This window comes from Streptomyces sp. NPDC048441 (assembly GCF_043200235.1).
Taxonomy (GTDB): domain Bacteria; phylum Actinomycetota; class Actinomycetes; order Streptomycetales; family Streptomycetaceae; genus Streptomyces.
The window spans coordinates 64,605-78,478 of record NZ_JBICXM010000006.1; the positions used below are offsets into that span (position 1 = coordinate 64,605).

12 protein-coding genes are annotated in these 13,874 nt (G+C 70.5%); 3 read left to right on the forward strand and 9 right to left on the reverse strand.

Annotated elements, in window-relative coordinates; genetic code table 11:
* Window positions 1-25: 25 nt before the first annotated feature.
* Entirely contained in the window at window positions 26-679 is a 654-nt protein-coding gene (gene leuE, locus ACGFSB_RS16465; protein ID WP_393399209.1) for a leucine efflux protein LeuE, read from the reverse strand.
* 110 nt (window positions 680-789) lie between these two features.
* On the reverse strand, window positions 790-2,373 hold the full coding sequence (locus tag ACGFSB_RS16470; RefSeq protein WP_393399211.1) for a methylmalonyl-CoA mutase: 1,584 nt from the start codon (window positions 2,371-2,373) through the stop codon (window positions 790-792).
* 146 nt (window positions 2,374-2,519) lie between these two features.
* Between ACGFSB_RS16470 and ACGFSB_RS16475 the strand changes: the two genes are divergently transcribed.
* Window positions 2,520-3,350, forward strand: a complete 831-nt coding sequence (locus ACGFSB_RS16475) for a L,D-transpeptidase family protein (protein ID WP_393400139.1) — start codon at window positions 2,520-2,522, stop codon at window positions 3,348-3,350.
* Between the two features lie 206 nt (window positions 3,351-3,556).
* On the opposite strand, the gene ACGFSB_RS16480 is transcribed toward ACGFSB_RS16475, so the two are convergent.
* From ACGFSB_RS16480 to ACGFSB_RS16500, 5 genes are all read right to left on the reverse strand, one after another.
* The gene (locus ACGFSB_RS16480) at window positions 3,557-4,627 is read right to left on the reverse strand and encodes a hypothetical protein (RefSeq protein ID WP_393399213.1); all 1,071 of its coding nucleotides are present in this window, start codon (window positions 4,625-4,627) and stop codon (window positions 3,557-3,559) included.
* The gene (locus ACGFSB_RS16485) at window positions 4,627-5,292 is read right to left on the reverse strand and encodes an RNA polymerase sigma factor (RefSeq protein WP_393399216.1); all 666 of its coding nucleotides are present in this window, start codon (window positions 5,290-5,292) and stop codon (window positions 4,627-4,629) included. The genes ACGFSB_RS16480 and ACGFSB_RS16485 overlap by 1 nt, the downstream gene beginning before the upstream one ends.
* Window positions 5,293-5,640: 348 nt before the next feature.
* Complete coding sequence (locus ACGFSB_RS16490) at window positions 5,641-6,219, reverse strand: hypothetical protein (protein ID WP_393399219.1); 579 nt, start codon at window positions 6,217-6,219, stop codon at window positions 5,641-5,643.
* Between the two features lie 13 nt (window positions 6,220-6,232).
* Entirely contained in the window at window positions 6,233-6,874 is a 642-nt protein-coding gene (locus ACGFSB_RS16495; protein WP_393400142.1) for an RNA polymerase sigma factor, read from the reverse strand.
* A gap of 103 nt (window positions 6,875-6,977) precedes the next feature.
* Window positions 6,978-7,814, reverse strand: a complete 837-nt coding sequence (locus ACGFSB_RS16500; RefSeq protein WP_393399222.1) for a hypothetical protein — start codon at window positions 7,812-7,814, stop codon at window positions 6,978-6,980.
* A 203-nt stretch (window positions 7,815-8,017) separates the two neighbouring features.
* On the opposite strand from ACGFSB_RS16500, the gene ACGFSB_RS16505 reads away from it, so the two are divergent.
* Together ACGFSB_RS16505 and ACGFSB_RS16510 are read left to right on the forward strand one after the other, a co-directional pair.
* Window positions 8,018-10,807, forward strand: coding sequence for an FG-GAP-like repeat-containing protein (locus ACGFSB_RS16505; protein ID WP_393399224.1), 2,790 nt, complete (start codon window positions 8,018-8,020; stop codon window positions 10,805-10,807).
* A 262-nt stretch (window positions 10,808-11,069) separates the two neighbouring features.
* On the forward strand, window positions 11,070-12,431 hold the full coding sequence (locus ACGFSB_RS16510; protein ID WP_393399227.1) for a hypothetical protein: 1,362 nt from the start codon (window positions 11,070-11,072) through the stop codon (window positions 12,429-12,431).
* 145 nt (window positions 12,432-12,576) lie between these two features.
* On the opposite strand, the gene ACGFSB_RS16515 is transcribed toward ACGFSB_RS16510, so the two are convergent.
* Both ACGFSB_RS16515 and ACGFSB_RS16520 read right to left on the reverse strand, forming a co-directional pair.
* Window positions 12,577-13,176 carry a hypothetical protein gene (locus ACGFSB_RS16515; protein WP_393400145.1) on the reverse strand — a complete coding sequence of 200 codons (600 nt, stop codon included), beginning with the start codon at window positions 13,174-13,176 and terminating at the stop codon, window positions 12,577-12,579.
* 116 nt (window positions 13,177-13,292) lie between these two features.
* Window positions 13,293-13,802, reverse strand: coding sequence for a hypothetical protein (locus ACGFSB_RS16520; protein WP_393399230.1), 510 nt, complete (start codon window positions 13,800-13,802; stop codon window positions 13,293-13,295).
* Window positions 13,803-13,874: the final 72 nt, after the last annotated feature.

Below are 13,874 nucleotides of genomic sequence, written 5' to 3' on the forward strand. Positions count from 1 at the left end.
ACCCCCGCCCCGTTCTCAGTACCGCTCACCCACCGGCGAGCGACAGCTTCACCGCGAACCCGAGGAACAGCGCACCCGCCGCCGAAGTGGCTCCCGCCGAGAGCCGCTTGCGGCGGCGGAAGGCGGCCGACAGCTTGGTGCCGCTGAAGATCAGAGCCGTGAGATAGAGGAAGCTCGCGAGCTGGGCGAAGGCGCCGAGCACGACGAAGGACAGCGCGGGATAGGCGTATCCGGGATCGACGAACTGCACGAAGAAGGCGATGAAGAAGAGGATCGCCTTCGGGTTGAGCAGGCTGATCACCAGCGCCCGGCGGAACGGCCGCTCCCCGGCACCTTCCTGCACCCCCGCGCCGCCCTCGGCCACCGGCTGCCGACGCGACCGCCACAGCCCCCAGGCCGCCCGCAGCATCCCCACCGCGAGCCAGGTCAGATATCCGGCACCGGCGTACTTCACGATCCCGAACAGCACGGCGTTGCCCTGAAGGAGCGAGGCGACACCGGCGGCCGACAACGTCATCAGGACGGTGTCCCCGCACCAGACGCCCGCGGCGGCCGTATAGCCGGTGCGTACGCCGCGGCGCGCGGCGACGGAGAGCACGTACAGCGAGTTCGGCCCCGGCAGCAGAATGATCAGGGCGAGGCCCGCGAGATAGGTCGGAAGATCGGTGACACCCAGCATGGGGCGGAGTCTCGCACGCGTGTACGGAATGGGGGACGCAGTGTCCGCCCAGCGGACACCGGCGGACATGAGGGGACCCCGACGCGCCCAGGCGGACCCCCGTCAGAACGTCAGAACACGTCCGTCGGCACGTACGCCCCCCACACCCCCCGCAACGCATCGCACACCTCACCCACCGTCGCCCGCGCCCGCAGCGCGTCCTTCATCGGGTAGAGGACGTTGGCCTCCCCCCGCGCCGCGTCCGTCAGCAAGGAGAGCGCCGCGTCCACCGCGACCTCGTCACGCTCCGCCCGCAGCTTCGCGAGGCGGGCCGCCTGCTGAGCCTCGATGGCGGGGTCGACGCGGAGGGGTTCGTAGGGCTCTTCCTCGTCGAGCCTGAAGCGGTTGACGCCGACCACGACACGTTCGCCGGAGTCGGTCTCCTGGGCGATGCGGTAGGCGCTGCGCTCGATCTCGCCCTTCTGGAAGCCGTTCTCGATGGCGGCCACCGCGCCGCCCATGTCCTCGACGCGCTCCATGAGTTCGAGGGTCGCGGCCTCGACGTCGTCCGTCATCTTCTCGATGACGTACGACCCGGCGAACGGATCGACCGTGGCCGTCACATCCGTCTCGTACGCGAGGACCTGCTGCGTACGCAGGGCCAGGCGCGCGCTCTTGTCGGTCGGCAGCGCGATCGCCTCGTCGAAGGAGTTGGTGTGCAGGGACTGCGTGCCGCCAAGGACCGCGCCGAGGCCCTGGACCGCGACCCGGACCAGGTTCAACTCGGGCTGCTGGGCGGTGAGTTGAACTCCGGCCGTCTGCGTGTGGAAGCGCAGCATCAGCGACTTGGGGTTCTTCGCTCCGAACTCGTCCCGCATCACGCGGGCCCAGATACGCCTGGCCGCACGGAACTTGGCGACCTCCTCCAGGAACGTCGTACGCGCGACGAAGAAGAAGGACAGGCGCGGTGCGAAGTCGTCCACGTCCATGCCCGCCGCGACCGCCGTGCGGACGTACTCGATGCCGTCGGCGAGGGTGAAGGCGATCTCCTGCGCGGGCGTCGCGCCCGCCTCGGCCATGTGATAGCCGGAGATCGAGATCGTGTTCCACTTCGGGATCTCGGCCCGGCAGTACTTGAAGATGTCGGCGATCAGACGCAGCGAGGGCTTGGGCGGGAAGATGTACGTCCCGCGTGCGATGTACTCCTTCAGGACGTCGTTCTGGATCGTGCCCGTGAGCTGCCCGGCGTCGACTCCCTGTTCCTCGCCGACCAGTTGGTACATCAGGAGCAGCAGGGCGGCCGGTGCGTTGATCGTCATCGACGTGGAGACCTTGTCCAGCGGGATGCCGCCGAACAGGACCCGCATGTCGTCGATCGAGTCGATCGCGACGCCGACCTTGCCGACCTCACCGGAGGCGATCGGGGCGTCCGAGTCGTGGCCCATCTGGGTGGGCAGGTCGAAGGCGACCGAGAGGCCCGTCGTGCCGTTGGCGATCAGCTGCTGGTAGCGGGCGTTGGACTCGACAGCCGTACCGAAGCCCGCGTACTGGCGCATCGTCCAGGGGCGGCCGGTGTACATGGAGCCGTAGACGCCGCGCGTGTAGGGGTACGCGCCGGGGGCGGCGCCCAGCTTCTCCGCCGGATCCCAGCCGTCCAGGGCCTGAGGGCCGTACACGGGCTCGATCGGCAGTCCCGACTCCGACTCACGCGCCATCGCTCTGCGCCTCCTACTGGTGGGCTGCGTCCAGCTACTGGTGGGCTGCCTCCAGCATGAGGCAACGTTCAGGGACGGTCACTCGCGGGAAGCACTCCTACGGGGTTCATCGAGGTACAGCGGGGGTCATTGTGGGCAAAGGTGCGATAGCCGTGGGGGCCGTGGTCGCGGTCGCCCTGGTCGGCGGGTGCAAGGCACAGGCCGTCGACGCGGACGGGAAGGCGTCTCCGCCCCTGCGCGCCTCTCCTACGGAGACGAAGGGAGCGAAGGAGACGAAGCCGGACGGGTCGGATGCGCCGTCCGGGACCGCCGGGGCCAGGCAGACACCGCAGAGGCCCGCCCCCAAGACGGTGCTGGCCCCTGGCCAGCGCGGCGACCAGGTGCGGGAGCTGCAGGCCAGGCTGCGGCAGATCGCGTGGTTCTTCGAGAATCCGTCAGGCACGTACGGCACTTCCACGAGCACCGCGGTCAAGGGGTTCCAGGCCAAGCGCGGCCTGCCCCGCACGGGCACCACGGACACGGTCACCTGGCAGCGGCTGCTCGGCATGACGCGCGAGCCGACGCGGTTCGAGCTCTACTCGGGCGGCGGCATCCCCCCGTCGAAGCCCGACAAGCGCTGCCTGACGGGCCGCGTCCTGTGCATCAGCAAGGCGAGCCGCACGCTGACCTGGATGGTCGACGGCAAGGCCGTCTCGACGATGGACGTGCGCTTCGGCTCGCAGTACACGCCTACCCGCGACGGCGCGTTCACCGTGTACTGGAAGTCCCGGCACCACGTCTCGACGCTGTTCCACACGGCCATGCCGTACGCGATGTTCTTCAGCGGCGGCCAGGCGGTGCACTTTTCGTCGGACTTCGCGGCGAGGGGCTACAACGGAGCCTCGCACGGCTGTGTGAACGTACGGGACGAGAAGAAGATCGCGAGCCTGTTCGCGCAGGTCGAGAACGGCGACAAGGTCGTCGTCTACAAGGATTAATCAGCGTGGGCGGGATCGGGGGAACGTCTCCCGCCCACGCTGGTGGCACGGAGCCGAAGGTACGGGGGGAACCCCCGGCTCGTGCGCGGGCCGATGACCAGTCGGCTCACTTCTTACTGCGTCACTGCTCCGAAAAACGTCACACCAGGGGCGGGCGGTGCATTCGAGCAGGTCAGGAGCCGGTCGGAGCGCAGGCCAGGAGCCAGTCAGGAGCCGGTCGGGGACACGGTCGCGGTCGTGGGCAGCTCGGGCTGGGCGCTGTAGGAGGCGGTGGGGGTGGCCTGCGGCACGGTCGGCGAGGCTATCGGCGGGACGGGGCCGCCGCCGCCGTTGCCTTCGTGGTTGTTGCCGCCGCCGGAGGCCCCGTCGTCCTTCCCGTCGTCGCCGCCGTCGCCGCCGTCACCGTCGTCGCCACTGCCACCGCTGCCGCCGCTGCCGCTGTTCTGCCCGCTGCCGCTGCCCGATCCGTCCAGGACGCGACCGCAGAACTCGGTCACCCGCTGGGGGCCCTTGGCCGCCTCCTCCAGACGGCGCCTCTTCTCGCCCTGGAGTTCTCCGCTGCGGTAGTCGCGGCAGGCCTTGACCACCTTGCTGTACAAGCCGGCGGCCTCGTCATCACGCTGCGAACCGTCGGATCCGGGGTGCGTGGCGCCGCCCGCGGTGTCCTTGGACGTTCCTTCGGTGTCCTGCGGCGGCGCGCTGCTGCCGGGCTCGTGCGAGGAATCGTCCGGAGCGCTCGTCACGTCGTCAGGCTCCACGTCCGGGGCGCTGCTCTCACCGCCCGACGGGGAGGCGAGCGGCTCGGGCGAGGCTACGGACGACGCGGAAGCCGCGGGGCCCGGCTTGTCGTGGCCGCCGAACGGCGAGGGCAGCACGCCCGTACCCGCCGCGACGGCGACGCCGCCGATCATGCAGCCTGCCAGCACGGCGGCGAGACCGAAGCGCACCGGGCGGGCCCAGCGGGCCTGCCGCGGAGGCTCCGCGGTGCGACCGATAGCTACCGTTCGGCCCGCTCCCACGCGCGTAGAAGCCGCCCCTGCGGAAGGGCCTCTGGCCTGCCGGAACGCCGCCATCGCGGCTGCCTCACCAGGGAGTTCGCTGGAGATGTCGGCGGGTACGACGGAGCCGGCGCGGTCGTCCGCTGCCAGCGCGGCCAAGGCCTTGGCCAGGTGAGCGGCCCGTTCCCGTGCGTGATGGTCGGTGCCGTCGAAGGGCTCACCGCTCAGCAAACGCTCCGCCGCGTCGCGGTCCAGCCACCTGTAATCCTCGTCGGCCATCACATGTCCTTCTGCGCCCGGGAACGCGAATGCGTCACACCGGCGGACGTCACCGCACGCCCGCGCGGCTCCCTCTGGGGCGGTACGGCGTCCAGCGCGCCCTCGTTCAGCGGGCCCTCCGCACCGAGCAGCTCCGCGAGCCGCTTCAGGCCGCGATGCGCGGCGGTGCGGACCGCGCCGGGGCGCTTGCCGAGGGTCTGCGCGGCGCTCTTGGCGTCGAGGCCGACGACCACCCGGAGCACGACGGCTTCCGCCTGGTCCTGCGGGAGCTGAGCTATCAGGGCGAGGGCGTCGCCGGTCGCGAGGGACTCCATCGCCTCGTCCGCGGTGTCCGCCTCGCCCGGCTTTCCGGTCAGCTCGGTGTCGTCGCCGCCTATCGCCGGGCGGCGGCCCCGCATACGTATGTGGTCGAGCGCCCGGTTGCGCGCTATGCGCGCGGCCCAGCCGCGGAACCGGTCCGCGTCGCCGCTGAACCGGTCGAGGTCCCGGGCTATCTGCAGCCAGGCCTCGGACGCGACGTCCTCCGCGTCCGGGTCGCCGACCAGCGTCCGTACGTAGCCGAGCAGCCGCGGGTGCACGGCGCGGTACACAGTCCGGAACGCGGTCTCGTCCCCGTCCTGCGCCGCAAGCACCGCGGCGGTCAGTTCCGCGTCGTCCCCCAGCACAACTTCTCCCTATGCGCCTACACCGGTCGCGGTCCTGCCCCCGCAGCCTGGCGCGAATGAGCACGCTACGGGCTGAAGTGGTCCCACGTCCATGTTTGGTACAACGCGCAACTAGCGGGTGACGGAACGCGGTGTGACAGAAAACGCACGCACGGCGCTGAAGGGAGTACGGGCCGCACGCGGTCCGTGCCGTGTGACGGCCGGGGTCTCTCCTGTGGGGGGTGGCGACCCCGGCCGCTCACCTTTGGCGGGGGCCTGGCGGGAATGGGGGCCCTACGTCTGCGGGTCCGCTGTGGCTGGTCGCGCAGTTCCCCGCGCCCCCTTCGGGGCGCCAAGTCCCTGGAGTGCTCAGTTCTTGCCTCGGGGCTCGGATGCCTTCGGCGGCGAGTCTGTGGGGCGGCCCCGGGTGTTTCCCTTGGCGTTCCCCGCGCCCTTCTTCTTGTCCTTGCCCTTGCCCTTGTCAGCGCCCTTCCCCTTGGCGCCCTTGGCATCCTTGGCGCTCGCCCTGTCGCTCGGCGCAGCCGTCGGCGACGGTGACCGCGACGTGGTGGAGCTCTGCGGAAGCGGAGGCGCCGGAGCCGCCGGAGCCGCCGGAGCCGCCGGGGAGGGATGTACCGAGCGTGGGCTTTCCTTCGCCGGGTCGGGGGCGCCCGTGCCGGTCGTAGCGATGGAGGCGACGGCGACCCCGCCGAGGAGCAGGCCCGCCAGCACCATGCCCACCATCGCCCGCAGCGAACCCAAGGTGCGGCGGCGTCCGCGCGGGCGCCAGTCGTCGCGGCGCCGGGTACGTGCCCGGTGGCCGCCCTCGTCCCCCTCGTCCCACGAGGAGCGGAACGCCGCGACCGCACGGCGCTGCGCCTCGGCGTCGACGGTGCCGGAACGCACCGCCTCACCCAGCAGAGCGTCCACGCGCTCGTTCACGTCCATCCTGACTCCCCGGTCATCTCGAATCCCCCAGCGGACCGGTCCCGTCATCCGTCACACCCCGCGCGCCGCCGAGCTGCTCACCGAGCTGCTCGGCGAGCCGCTTCAGGCCGCGATACGCCGCGGTACGCACCGCGCCCGGCCGCTTGCCGAGCACCCGTGCCGCGGCCGGGGCGTCCAGGCCGACGACGACGCGCAGCAGCACGGCCTCCGCCTGCTCGCGCGGCAGCCCGGCGATCAGCGCCAGTGCCTCCTCCGTGGAGATCGCCTCCAACGCCTGGCCCGATGTGCTGTGCGGTCCGGGGAGTTCGAGGATGTCCTGTTCCAGGACGGTGGGCCGCGGCCGGACCTTCTGCCGCCGCAGATGGTCGAGGGCCCGGTGCCGCGCGATGGTCGCCGTCCAGCCGCGGAAGCCCGCGCCGTCCCCGCGGAACCGTCCCAGATCGCGGGCTATCTCCAGCCAGGCCTCGGCCGCGACGTCCTCCGCGGTCTCACCGTCATGGCCGACAAGGCCCCGCAGATAGCCGAGAATCCCCGGCTGCACCAGGCGATAGGCGACCGCGAAGGCGGCCTCGTCGCCCTCCTGTGCCCGCGCGACAGCCGCGCCAAGCTCCTCGTCGTACGGCTGCGCGCGACGCGGTTCTCCTCCTCGGCCCACGTTCTCCCATTCGTACTGATACGACACAGCTCATCGTGTCCGTGCCCCCACGCTGAGCTGCGTCAGGGCACACGGAAATGTCACAGGTCCTAGGGGGCAGGATTCAGACGGCGAAGAGACCGCCGCCACCGCCGAGGCCGATGTCCGCCAGGTCGAGGACCAGGGACGGGTCGGGGGCCCGCGCGACGACCGGCTTGTCGTAGTCGGACATCTCCATCTCCATGTGCTCGGTGCCCTTCGTCTGCGTCATGCCGACGACGTACGGCTTGTCGCCCGTCGCCAGATAGACCGTCATGTCCTGGCCGCCGTCCGTCTCGACGAGCGGCGTCACCCGGCGGCCGTGCCACCGCTTCTCCGGCAGCGCCCGCGCCCCGCTCAGATCGGTGACCGAGCCGCTGTCCAGCCCTCCCAGCGCTGTACCCAGGTCGCACATCTGGGTGGGCGACGCCCCGCTCGGCGCCCGGCGCTCCGTCGGGATCCTCATGTACTTGCCGCGCGCGAGGGCCGTCCGCTCCCTGGCCCTGGCCGCGGCTTCCGGGCCGGCCGCCACGCCCGCGGCACTCATCGCGTCGAGCGCCCCGTCCGAGAACCGGAAGTAGGCCTCCTTGGCGTTGATCATGATCAGGTCGCCGTTCTTGGTGGGCCCGTCGTCGAACGTTCCGGTGCATCTGTTGTGGCGGTCCATGTGCACGGAGATCTTCTGGTGCTTGCCGGGCGCGGTTATCTCGACGGCGATGCGCACGGTGTCGGCGTTCTTGAGCAGCTCCATGGCCTCCACGGAGAGCCGCTCGCCGCGCACCTCGTCGGCGGGCCTCGGCGGTTCCGGCGGCGTCCGCTCGACCAGCCCTCTGTAGACCTTCCCCTCCGACCCGCAGGACGCGAGCGTCCCCACCACAAGACAGCAGACGGCTGCTCGCAGCCACCGTCTCCGCTTCCCCACCCCAAGAACCACGGTCCCCACCCTCGCTTCTCGTCCACTCTTCATCCACAGCTGTCACGTGACCCAGCGCAATGCTCAGGCCATATGTCACACCTCTGAAGTGCGGTATACATCACGCCGTTTCACCCCCTCGTACGTACAACCCTTTGCCCTCTCGGCCGGTCGTACGGACTCGTTTGGTCAACCGGCAATTCCGCTAAGGGGTGGGGCACTTGAGCCCGCGCAAACCACGCGAATCATCGCGAACCACGCACGCGTACAGACCGCTGAGTCTCAAGCGCAGGGCGTGGCTGACGATCGGAGCCGTCGTGCTGGGGGGCGCGGGGGCCGTCACGTACGCGATGGCCGATCCCTCGGCGGGGGATCAGTCGGATGCCGCCTCACGCGGCAAGCGCCCGGTGAGCGTGCACGACATCGCGCTCAACGCCGACGGCGCCAAGGAGAGGGAGCTGCCGCGCACATCGACCAAGCAGTTCTCGCTGCTCGGCGTCTCGTGGACCGGCGTGACGAAGGAGCTCGAGGGCACGGCACAGGTCCGTACGCGCTCCATCGAGAGCGACAAGTGGACCGGCTGGCAGAACCTGGACCTGGAGCTGCATCTGCCGGAGAAGGCGGAAGCGGGCATGAGGGCGGCGTCCGAGCCCCTGTGGGTCGGCCCGTCCGACGGCGTCGAGGTCCGCGTGGTCGCGGCCGACGGCACCTCAAGTACGGCACTGCCCACGGGACTTGAGGTCAATCTCGTGGACCCGGGTGTGACCTCCAAGGAGGCGGACAACCCGGCGCTCGACGGTTCGGCGATGGCGCCCGTGGCGTTCGCGGCCGACGAGACGCCGGTGCCGCCCGACCCGGAGTCGGGTGGCGGTTCCGGATCGCCCGCGCCGTCGGATGCCCCGTCCGAGACCCCCACGTCACCGGCCCCCACCGCATCGGACCCCGGCACCGAGCCGCCCACGTCCCCCGCCCCCACGGGCTCACCGTCCCCCACCGCCTCCCCCGACCCGGAGCCCACGGTCCCGCCCGCTCCACCCTCCACCGTCACCAAGCCGCCCATGATCAGCCGGGCGGCCTGGGGCGCCGACGAGTCCATGGTCGACGACCCGCCGGAGTACATCGAGAAGGTCAAGGCGGTCTTCGTCCACCACACGGTCGGCACGAACGACTACAGCTGCGCCCAGTCGGCGTCCCTGGTCCGCGGCATCATGACGTACCACGTGAAGACCGAGGGCTGGAACGACCTCGGCTACAACTTCCTCGTGGACAAGTGCGGCCAGGTCTTCGAGGGCCGCGGCGGCGGCACCGATCTGCCGGTGCGCGGCGCGCACACGTACGGCTTCAACGGCGACTCCGCGGGCATCGCGGTCCTCGGCGACTTCCACGGCAACGAGAACCCGGAGCCCGGCGAGACGTACAAGAAGGCGGGCAAGCCGACCCGCGCCACTCTCGAGTCGGTGGGGCGCGTCGCGGCCTGGAAGCTCGGCCAGTACGGCGGCGACCCGGCCGGCAAGGTCACGCTGACCGCGGGCGACGACACGGGCGTCTGGGACAAGGGCGAGGAGGCGACGCTCAACACGATCTCCGGCCACAAGGACGGCTTCGCCACCGAGTGCCCCGGCAAGAACCTGTACCCGAAGCTGGGCGAGATCATCAGGTACGCCTCGAGCGCGGGCAAGAACTCCGCGATACCGACCGCGGACTTCAACCGCGACGGCATCACGGACCTGGTGGCAGGCACCCCCAAGGCATCGGGCGGCGTAGGCAGCCTGACGATCGTCCCCGGCGGCCTCGACGGACCGGTGGGCGGATCGAAGAAGACCCTCACCCAGTCGAGCCCCGGCGTGCCCGGCGCCTCCGAGGCGGGCGACAACTGGGCCGCGGCCACCGCCTGGGGCGACATCAACGGCGACGGTTACGCGGACCTGGCGATCGGCACCCCCGGCGAGGACGACGCCACCAACGCGGACCGCGGCGCGGTCACGATCCTCTACGGCCCGGCCTTCAACTCCGGCACGGACATGCAGCTGGCGGACGACTTCCACTACGCGGGCGCCAAGTTCGGCTCCGCGGTGACGGTCGGCGACTTCAACGCGGACGGCAAGGCGGACGTCTTCTCGGCGTCCACCGGCACCGGCGGCACCTGGGCGGCGCGCTTCAAGGCGGGCAACGAGGTGGGCGGCACCCTGACATCGGGCGACACGGCCATCTCGTACGCCGACGCGGCGTCCGGCGACTTCAACCGTGACGGTTACGCGGACGTGGCCCTGAACTACCGCGACCAGTCGGGAATCTCCCGCGTCCAGTGGTTCAAGGGCACCAAGTCGGGCCTGAGCAGGGTCGGTTCACTCTCGGTCAAGGGCGGTCGCTCGCTGGCCGTGGGCGATGTGAACGGCAACGGCTACGACGACCTGGTCATCGGCCAGCCGTACACGGCCGAGTCGGGCGCGCACGCGGGCGGCCAGGTGACGGTGATCCCCGGCACCTCGACCGGCTTCACGACCACCGGCATGAAGACGATCCACCAGGACACGACCGGAGTCCCGGGCGCCGCCGAGTCGGGCGACGCGATGGGCTGGTCGGTCTCGGCGGGCGACTACAACCTGGACGGTTACGCGGACGTCCTGACGGGCGCCCCGAACGAGGACATCACGCGGTCCGGTTCGGCGAAGAAGGACGCAGGCACGTCGCTCCTCCTGAAGGGCACGTCGTCAGGCCTGACGGGCACGGGCGCGCAGGCCTTCTCCCAGGACACGGAGGGCATCACCGGCTCCACGGAGTCGGCGGACCGCCTCGGCTCGTCGGTGGCCCTGACAGACCTGTCGGGCTTCGGCCGCGCGGATCTGGCGATCGGCGTGGACGGCGAGGACGAGGGCAACGGCACGATCCTCCAGCTGGACAGCGGCTCGTCGGGCGTCTCGACGTCGACCGGCGTCTACTACGGCCGTACGCAGCTGGGCACTCCGGCGGCGGCCCACTTGGGGCAGACGCTGACGCCGTAACCGCGCTCTGCCATTCCCGTCTATGCGCCGTGCCGCTCCCTGGAATCGAGGGGAGCGGCACGGCGCTCGGCGTACACCGCCGGGCCACCCGCACCGCCAATATCCCCGAGCCATACCCAGTAATCCTCAGTAATCCTTAGTAATGCCCTCGAGAACATTTCAACTGAAGTAGAGATAAGGAATTCCGAGTTGTAATTCCCCTACCCAAAAGGGAGGATCGCCAACCGAACCAAAAATGACCCATGCGCACAAGGAGATTCACATGTCACGCAAAGCGGCAGCCCTCGGCTCGTTACTCGCGGCCGCGCTCCTGCTCAGCGGCTGCGGCGAGAGCGACGACGGGGCGGGCGGGAGCGGGAGCGGGGACGGCGGGACGGAATCGGCGGCGCCGGAAGCGAAGTTGCTGGGCCGGGTACCCATGGCGAAGGTCAAGGAGATGTCGGGCGCCATGGGAATGTGGACGACCGACAAGAACTTCGTGAAGGCCGATCTGAAGAAGATATCCGGACACCCGCTGACCGGCGGCGGAAAGCCCGAGTGGCAGATACCGCTCTCCGGTGAAATCTGCTGGTCGTCGCCGGAGCCCACCAAGGAGGGCCTCGTGGCCGTCCTCTTCCAGGATGCCAAGAAGGATCCGTCCGTCTGTACGGAGGTCGGGCTCGTCGACCTGAACAAGGGCAAGTTGCTCTGGCAGAAGCAGGCGACCGACGAGTACGGCTCCGCCCAGATGTTCGACGAGGTGACCATCGGCGGCGGCACGGTCGCCGCCGCGGGCACCAGCGCGGACGCGGGCTGGAAAGTCAGCGGTGAGCCCCTGTGGAAGCCCGCGGACGACAAATGCCCCGTCGAGGGCTACGCGGGCGGCGACGAGAAGCTCCTCGCGCTCCGCGACTGCGGCGAGGTCGACAACCCTCAGCTGACGCTCCAGACGATCGACCCCGCCACGCGCGCGGTGAAGTCGGCGTACAAGCTCCCGGCAGGAACCGAGTACGCCCACGTCGTCTCGGTCGACCCACTGGTCGTCGCGGCGGACGGCGGCGACTCCAAGAAGGGCTCGTCCGGGGCCTCGGAGTTCTTGACGGTCGACGACAGCGCGGCGCGGGGCAAGCTGCTGAGCACGATCAGCACGGTGGGCGGCAAGTACGGCAAGTACAAGCTCGACTGCCCCGCCACCGAGGTCGTCGGCTGCCAGCAGGTCGCGGTCACCGAGGACACGCTCTTCCTGGGGACTTCGGAGCCGAGCAGCCCGTCGTCCGAAGCCGAGAACGACCTGGTCGCCCTCGACCTGAAGACCGGTAAGCAGAAGGGGAAGGCCGAGGGAGTCGAAGGCGGCCCGCTGACCCCGGTCGGCGTCGCGGACGACGGCAAGGTCATCGCGTACCAGGAGGCCGACGTGGTCGACGAAGCGGGCGGCGCGGTCTGGGAGCTGGACCCGAAGACGTACAAGAAGACGAAGCTCCAGCAGAACCCGTCCGCCACGTACGAGATGGAGGCGAGGTTCACGACGGAGCGCCGCGTGCTCTTCGCGGGCGACCGCCTCTACATCGGCGGCGAGCACGTGACGGCCCCGTCCACCGTCTTCAAGGCCAAGCAGCCACTGGCAGCCGTGTTCGGCGTCAAGTAGCCACGGACAGGGCCACGGACAGCCACAGATAGCCACGGACAGCCACAGATAGCCACGGACTGCAAGGAAATCCCGCGGAACGCCGATTTTCGCGGGATTTCCTTGCGACTTCCCGCAACGCCCGCATCCGGGAAGCCGCCGGCCGCTACACCCTGCTGCCCCGCTCCCGGCGTGAGACGACGGCCCGCAGTACGCGCCGTCCCTCGGTGGACACGTCAAGCGCCTGCCGCAGGCCGACGGCCGCACCGGAGCCCTGGTGGGCAAGGATCTCCAGGATCCGCACCTGCCGCCGCAACTCGGCGGCGACGAGCGGCGACATGCCGTCCGTACGACCCGCATTCCCCTCACGCCGCGCGCGCAGGGCCGACGACCGGGCGCTGCCGTCCGGCGCCGTATCGAGCAACCGGTGGACCTGGAGCGCGGCGACGGAGCAGGCGTCGGCCCACTCCCGCAGTTCGGCGGCCGTACGCACGGACGGCACGGCGCCCAGCATTCGGTACACGAGGGTGGCGGCCTCGTCCCCGGAGGATTCCTCCAGGACGTCCGCACCCCCCAGCATCGCGCGGGCCTCGGCGAGGGCCGCACCCCACGCCCCGCCCTCCGCGAGGCTGCCCCACAACGGCCGCAGCACCTCGTCGCCGCCCCCGAGGAGCGGCACACACCGGTCGAGGCAGGCGAGGCCGCTCGCGGCCAGACCTCTCTCGTCGGCCTCAGCGATCAACTCGACCAGACTCGGGCCGCCCATGACGTACGCCTCCCGTTGCGGACTATGCACGTCCACTACTGCGTGCGGGCCCTCAGGAACGTCACTATCAGGCCGCCGGTGAGCGGCAACGGCCCTCCCGCGCCGCCCTCATCGGCTCACTGCGGCACGACTCCGAGCCGGTCGAGGAAGCGGAAGAAGAGCTGCTCCGCCGACGGCTCCGCAGCCGCGTTCAGGACGTCGAGCAGCGGCGCGGCCTGCACCGTCCTGCCCGACTCAGCCGCCCACGTCACCGCTCTGGTCGCGGCGTCGCGCGGTTCGAGGAAGTAGTCGTCGAGGCTGAGGCCGTCGTCACCGAGATATCCGGCCATCGCTTCTCTCGCGAGACATGTCGTCCATGCCCCGCTCTCCGGGGCCGCCGCCTCGACGACCACGCAGTCGCTGTCCATGACGTAGCCGAAGAGTGCGGGCGAACCCGTCTCCAGGGCCAGGGTGTTCATGCTGCCGACGTCGCGCGCGCCGTCGCCGCCGCCCGGCACCTCCCACACCTGCCAGCCGTCGTCCCGCTGGACGAGAAGGCTGAGCTCGTCCCGCACTCCCGCTACCGCCGAAAGGTCGACGAGCGGCTGCTCGCTCCTGCCCACGACGTAGTAACCCCAGTAGCCCATGCCCGCGTCCCCCCGTAGTACTCGACTCTGCTCTGCTCAACTGCGCTCGAAGGCGCTCGACGGCTGCGATCG

Excerpts from the sequence above, each read along its gene's own strand:
- leuE (WP_393399209.1), bottom strand. The coding sequence starts at position 679 with ATGCTGGGTGTCACCGATCTTCCGACCTATCTCGCGGGCCTCGCCCTG.
- ACGFSB_RS16470 (WP_393399211.1), bottom strand. The coding sequence starts at position 2,373 with ATGGCGCGTGAGTCGGAGTCGGGACTGCCGATCGAGCCCGTGTACGGC.
- ACGFSB_RS16480 (WP_393399213.1), bottom strand. The coding sequence starts at position 4,627 with ATGGCCGACGAGGATTACAGGTGGCTGGACCGCGACGCGGCGGAGCGT.
- ACGFSB_RS16490 (WP_393399219.1), bottom strand. The coding sequence starts at position 6,219 with ATGGACGTGAACGAGCGCGTGGACGCTCTGCTGGGTGAGGCGGTGCGT.
- ACGFSB_RS16510 (WP_393399227.1), top strand. The coding sequence starts at position 11,070 with ATGTCACGCAAAGCGGCAGCCCTCGGCTCGTTACTCGCGGCCGCGCTC.
- ACGFSB_RS16515 (WP_393400145.1), bottom strand. The coding sequence starts at position 13,176 with ATGGGCGGCCCGAGTCTGGTCGAGTTGATCGCTGAGGCCGACGAGAGA.
- ACGFSB_RS16520 (WP_393399230.1), bottom strand. The coding sequence starts at position 13,802 with ATGGGCTACTGGGGTTACTACGTCGTGGGCAGGAGCGAGCAGCCGCTC.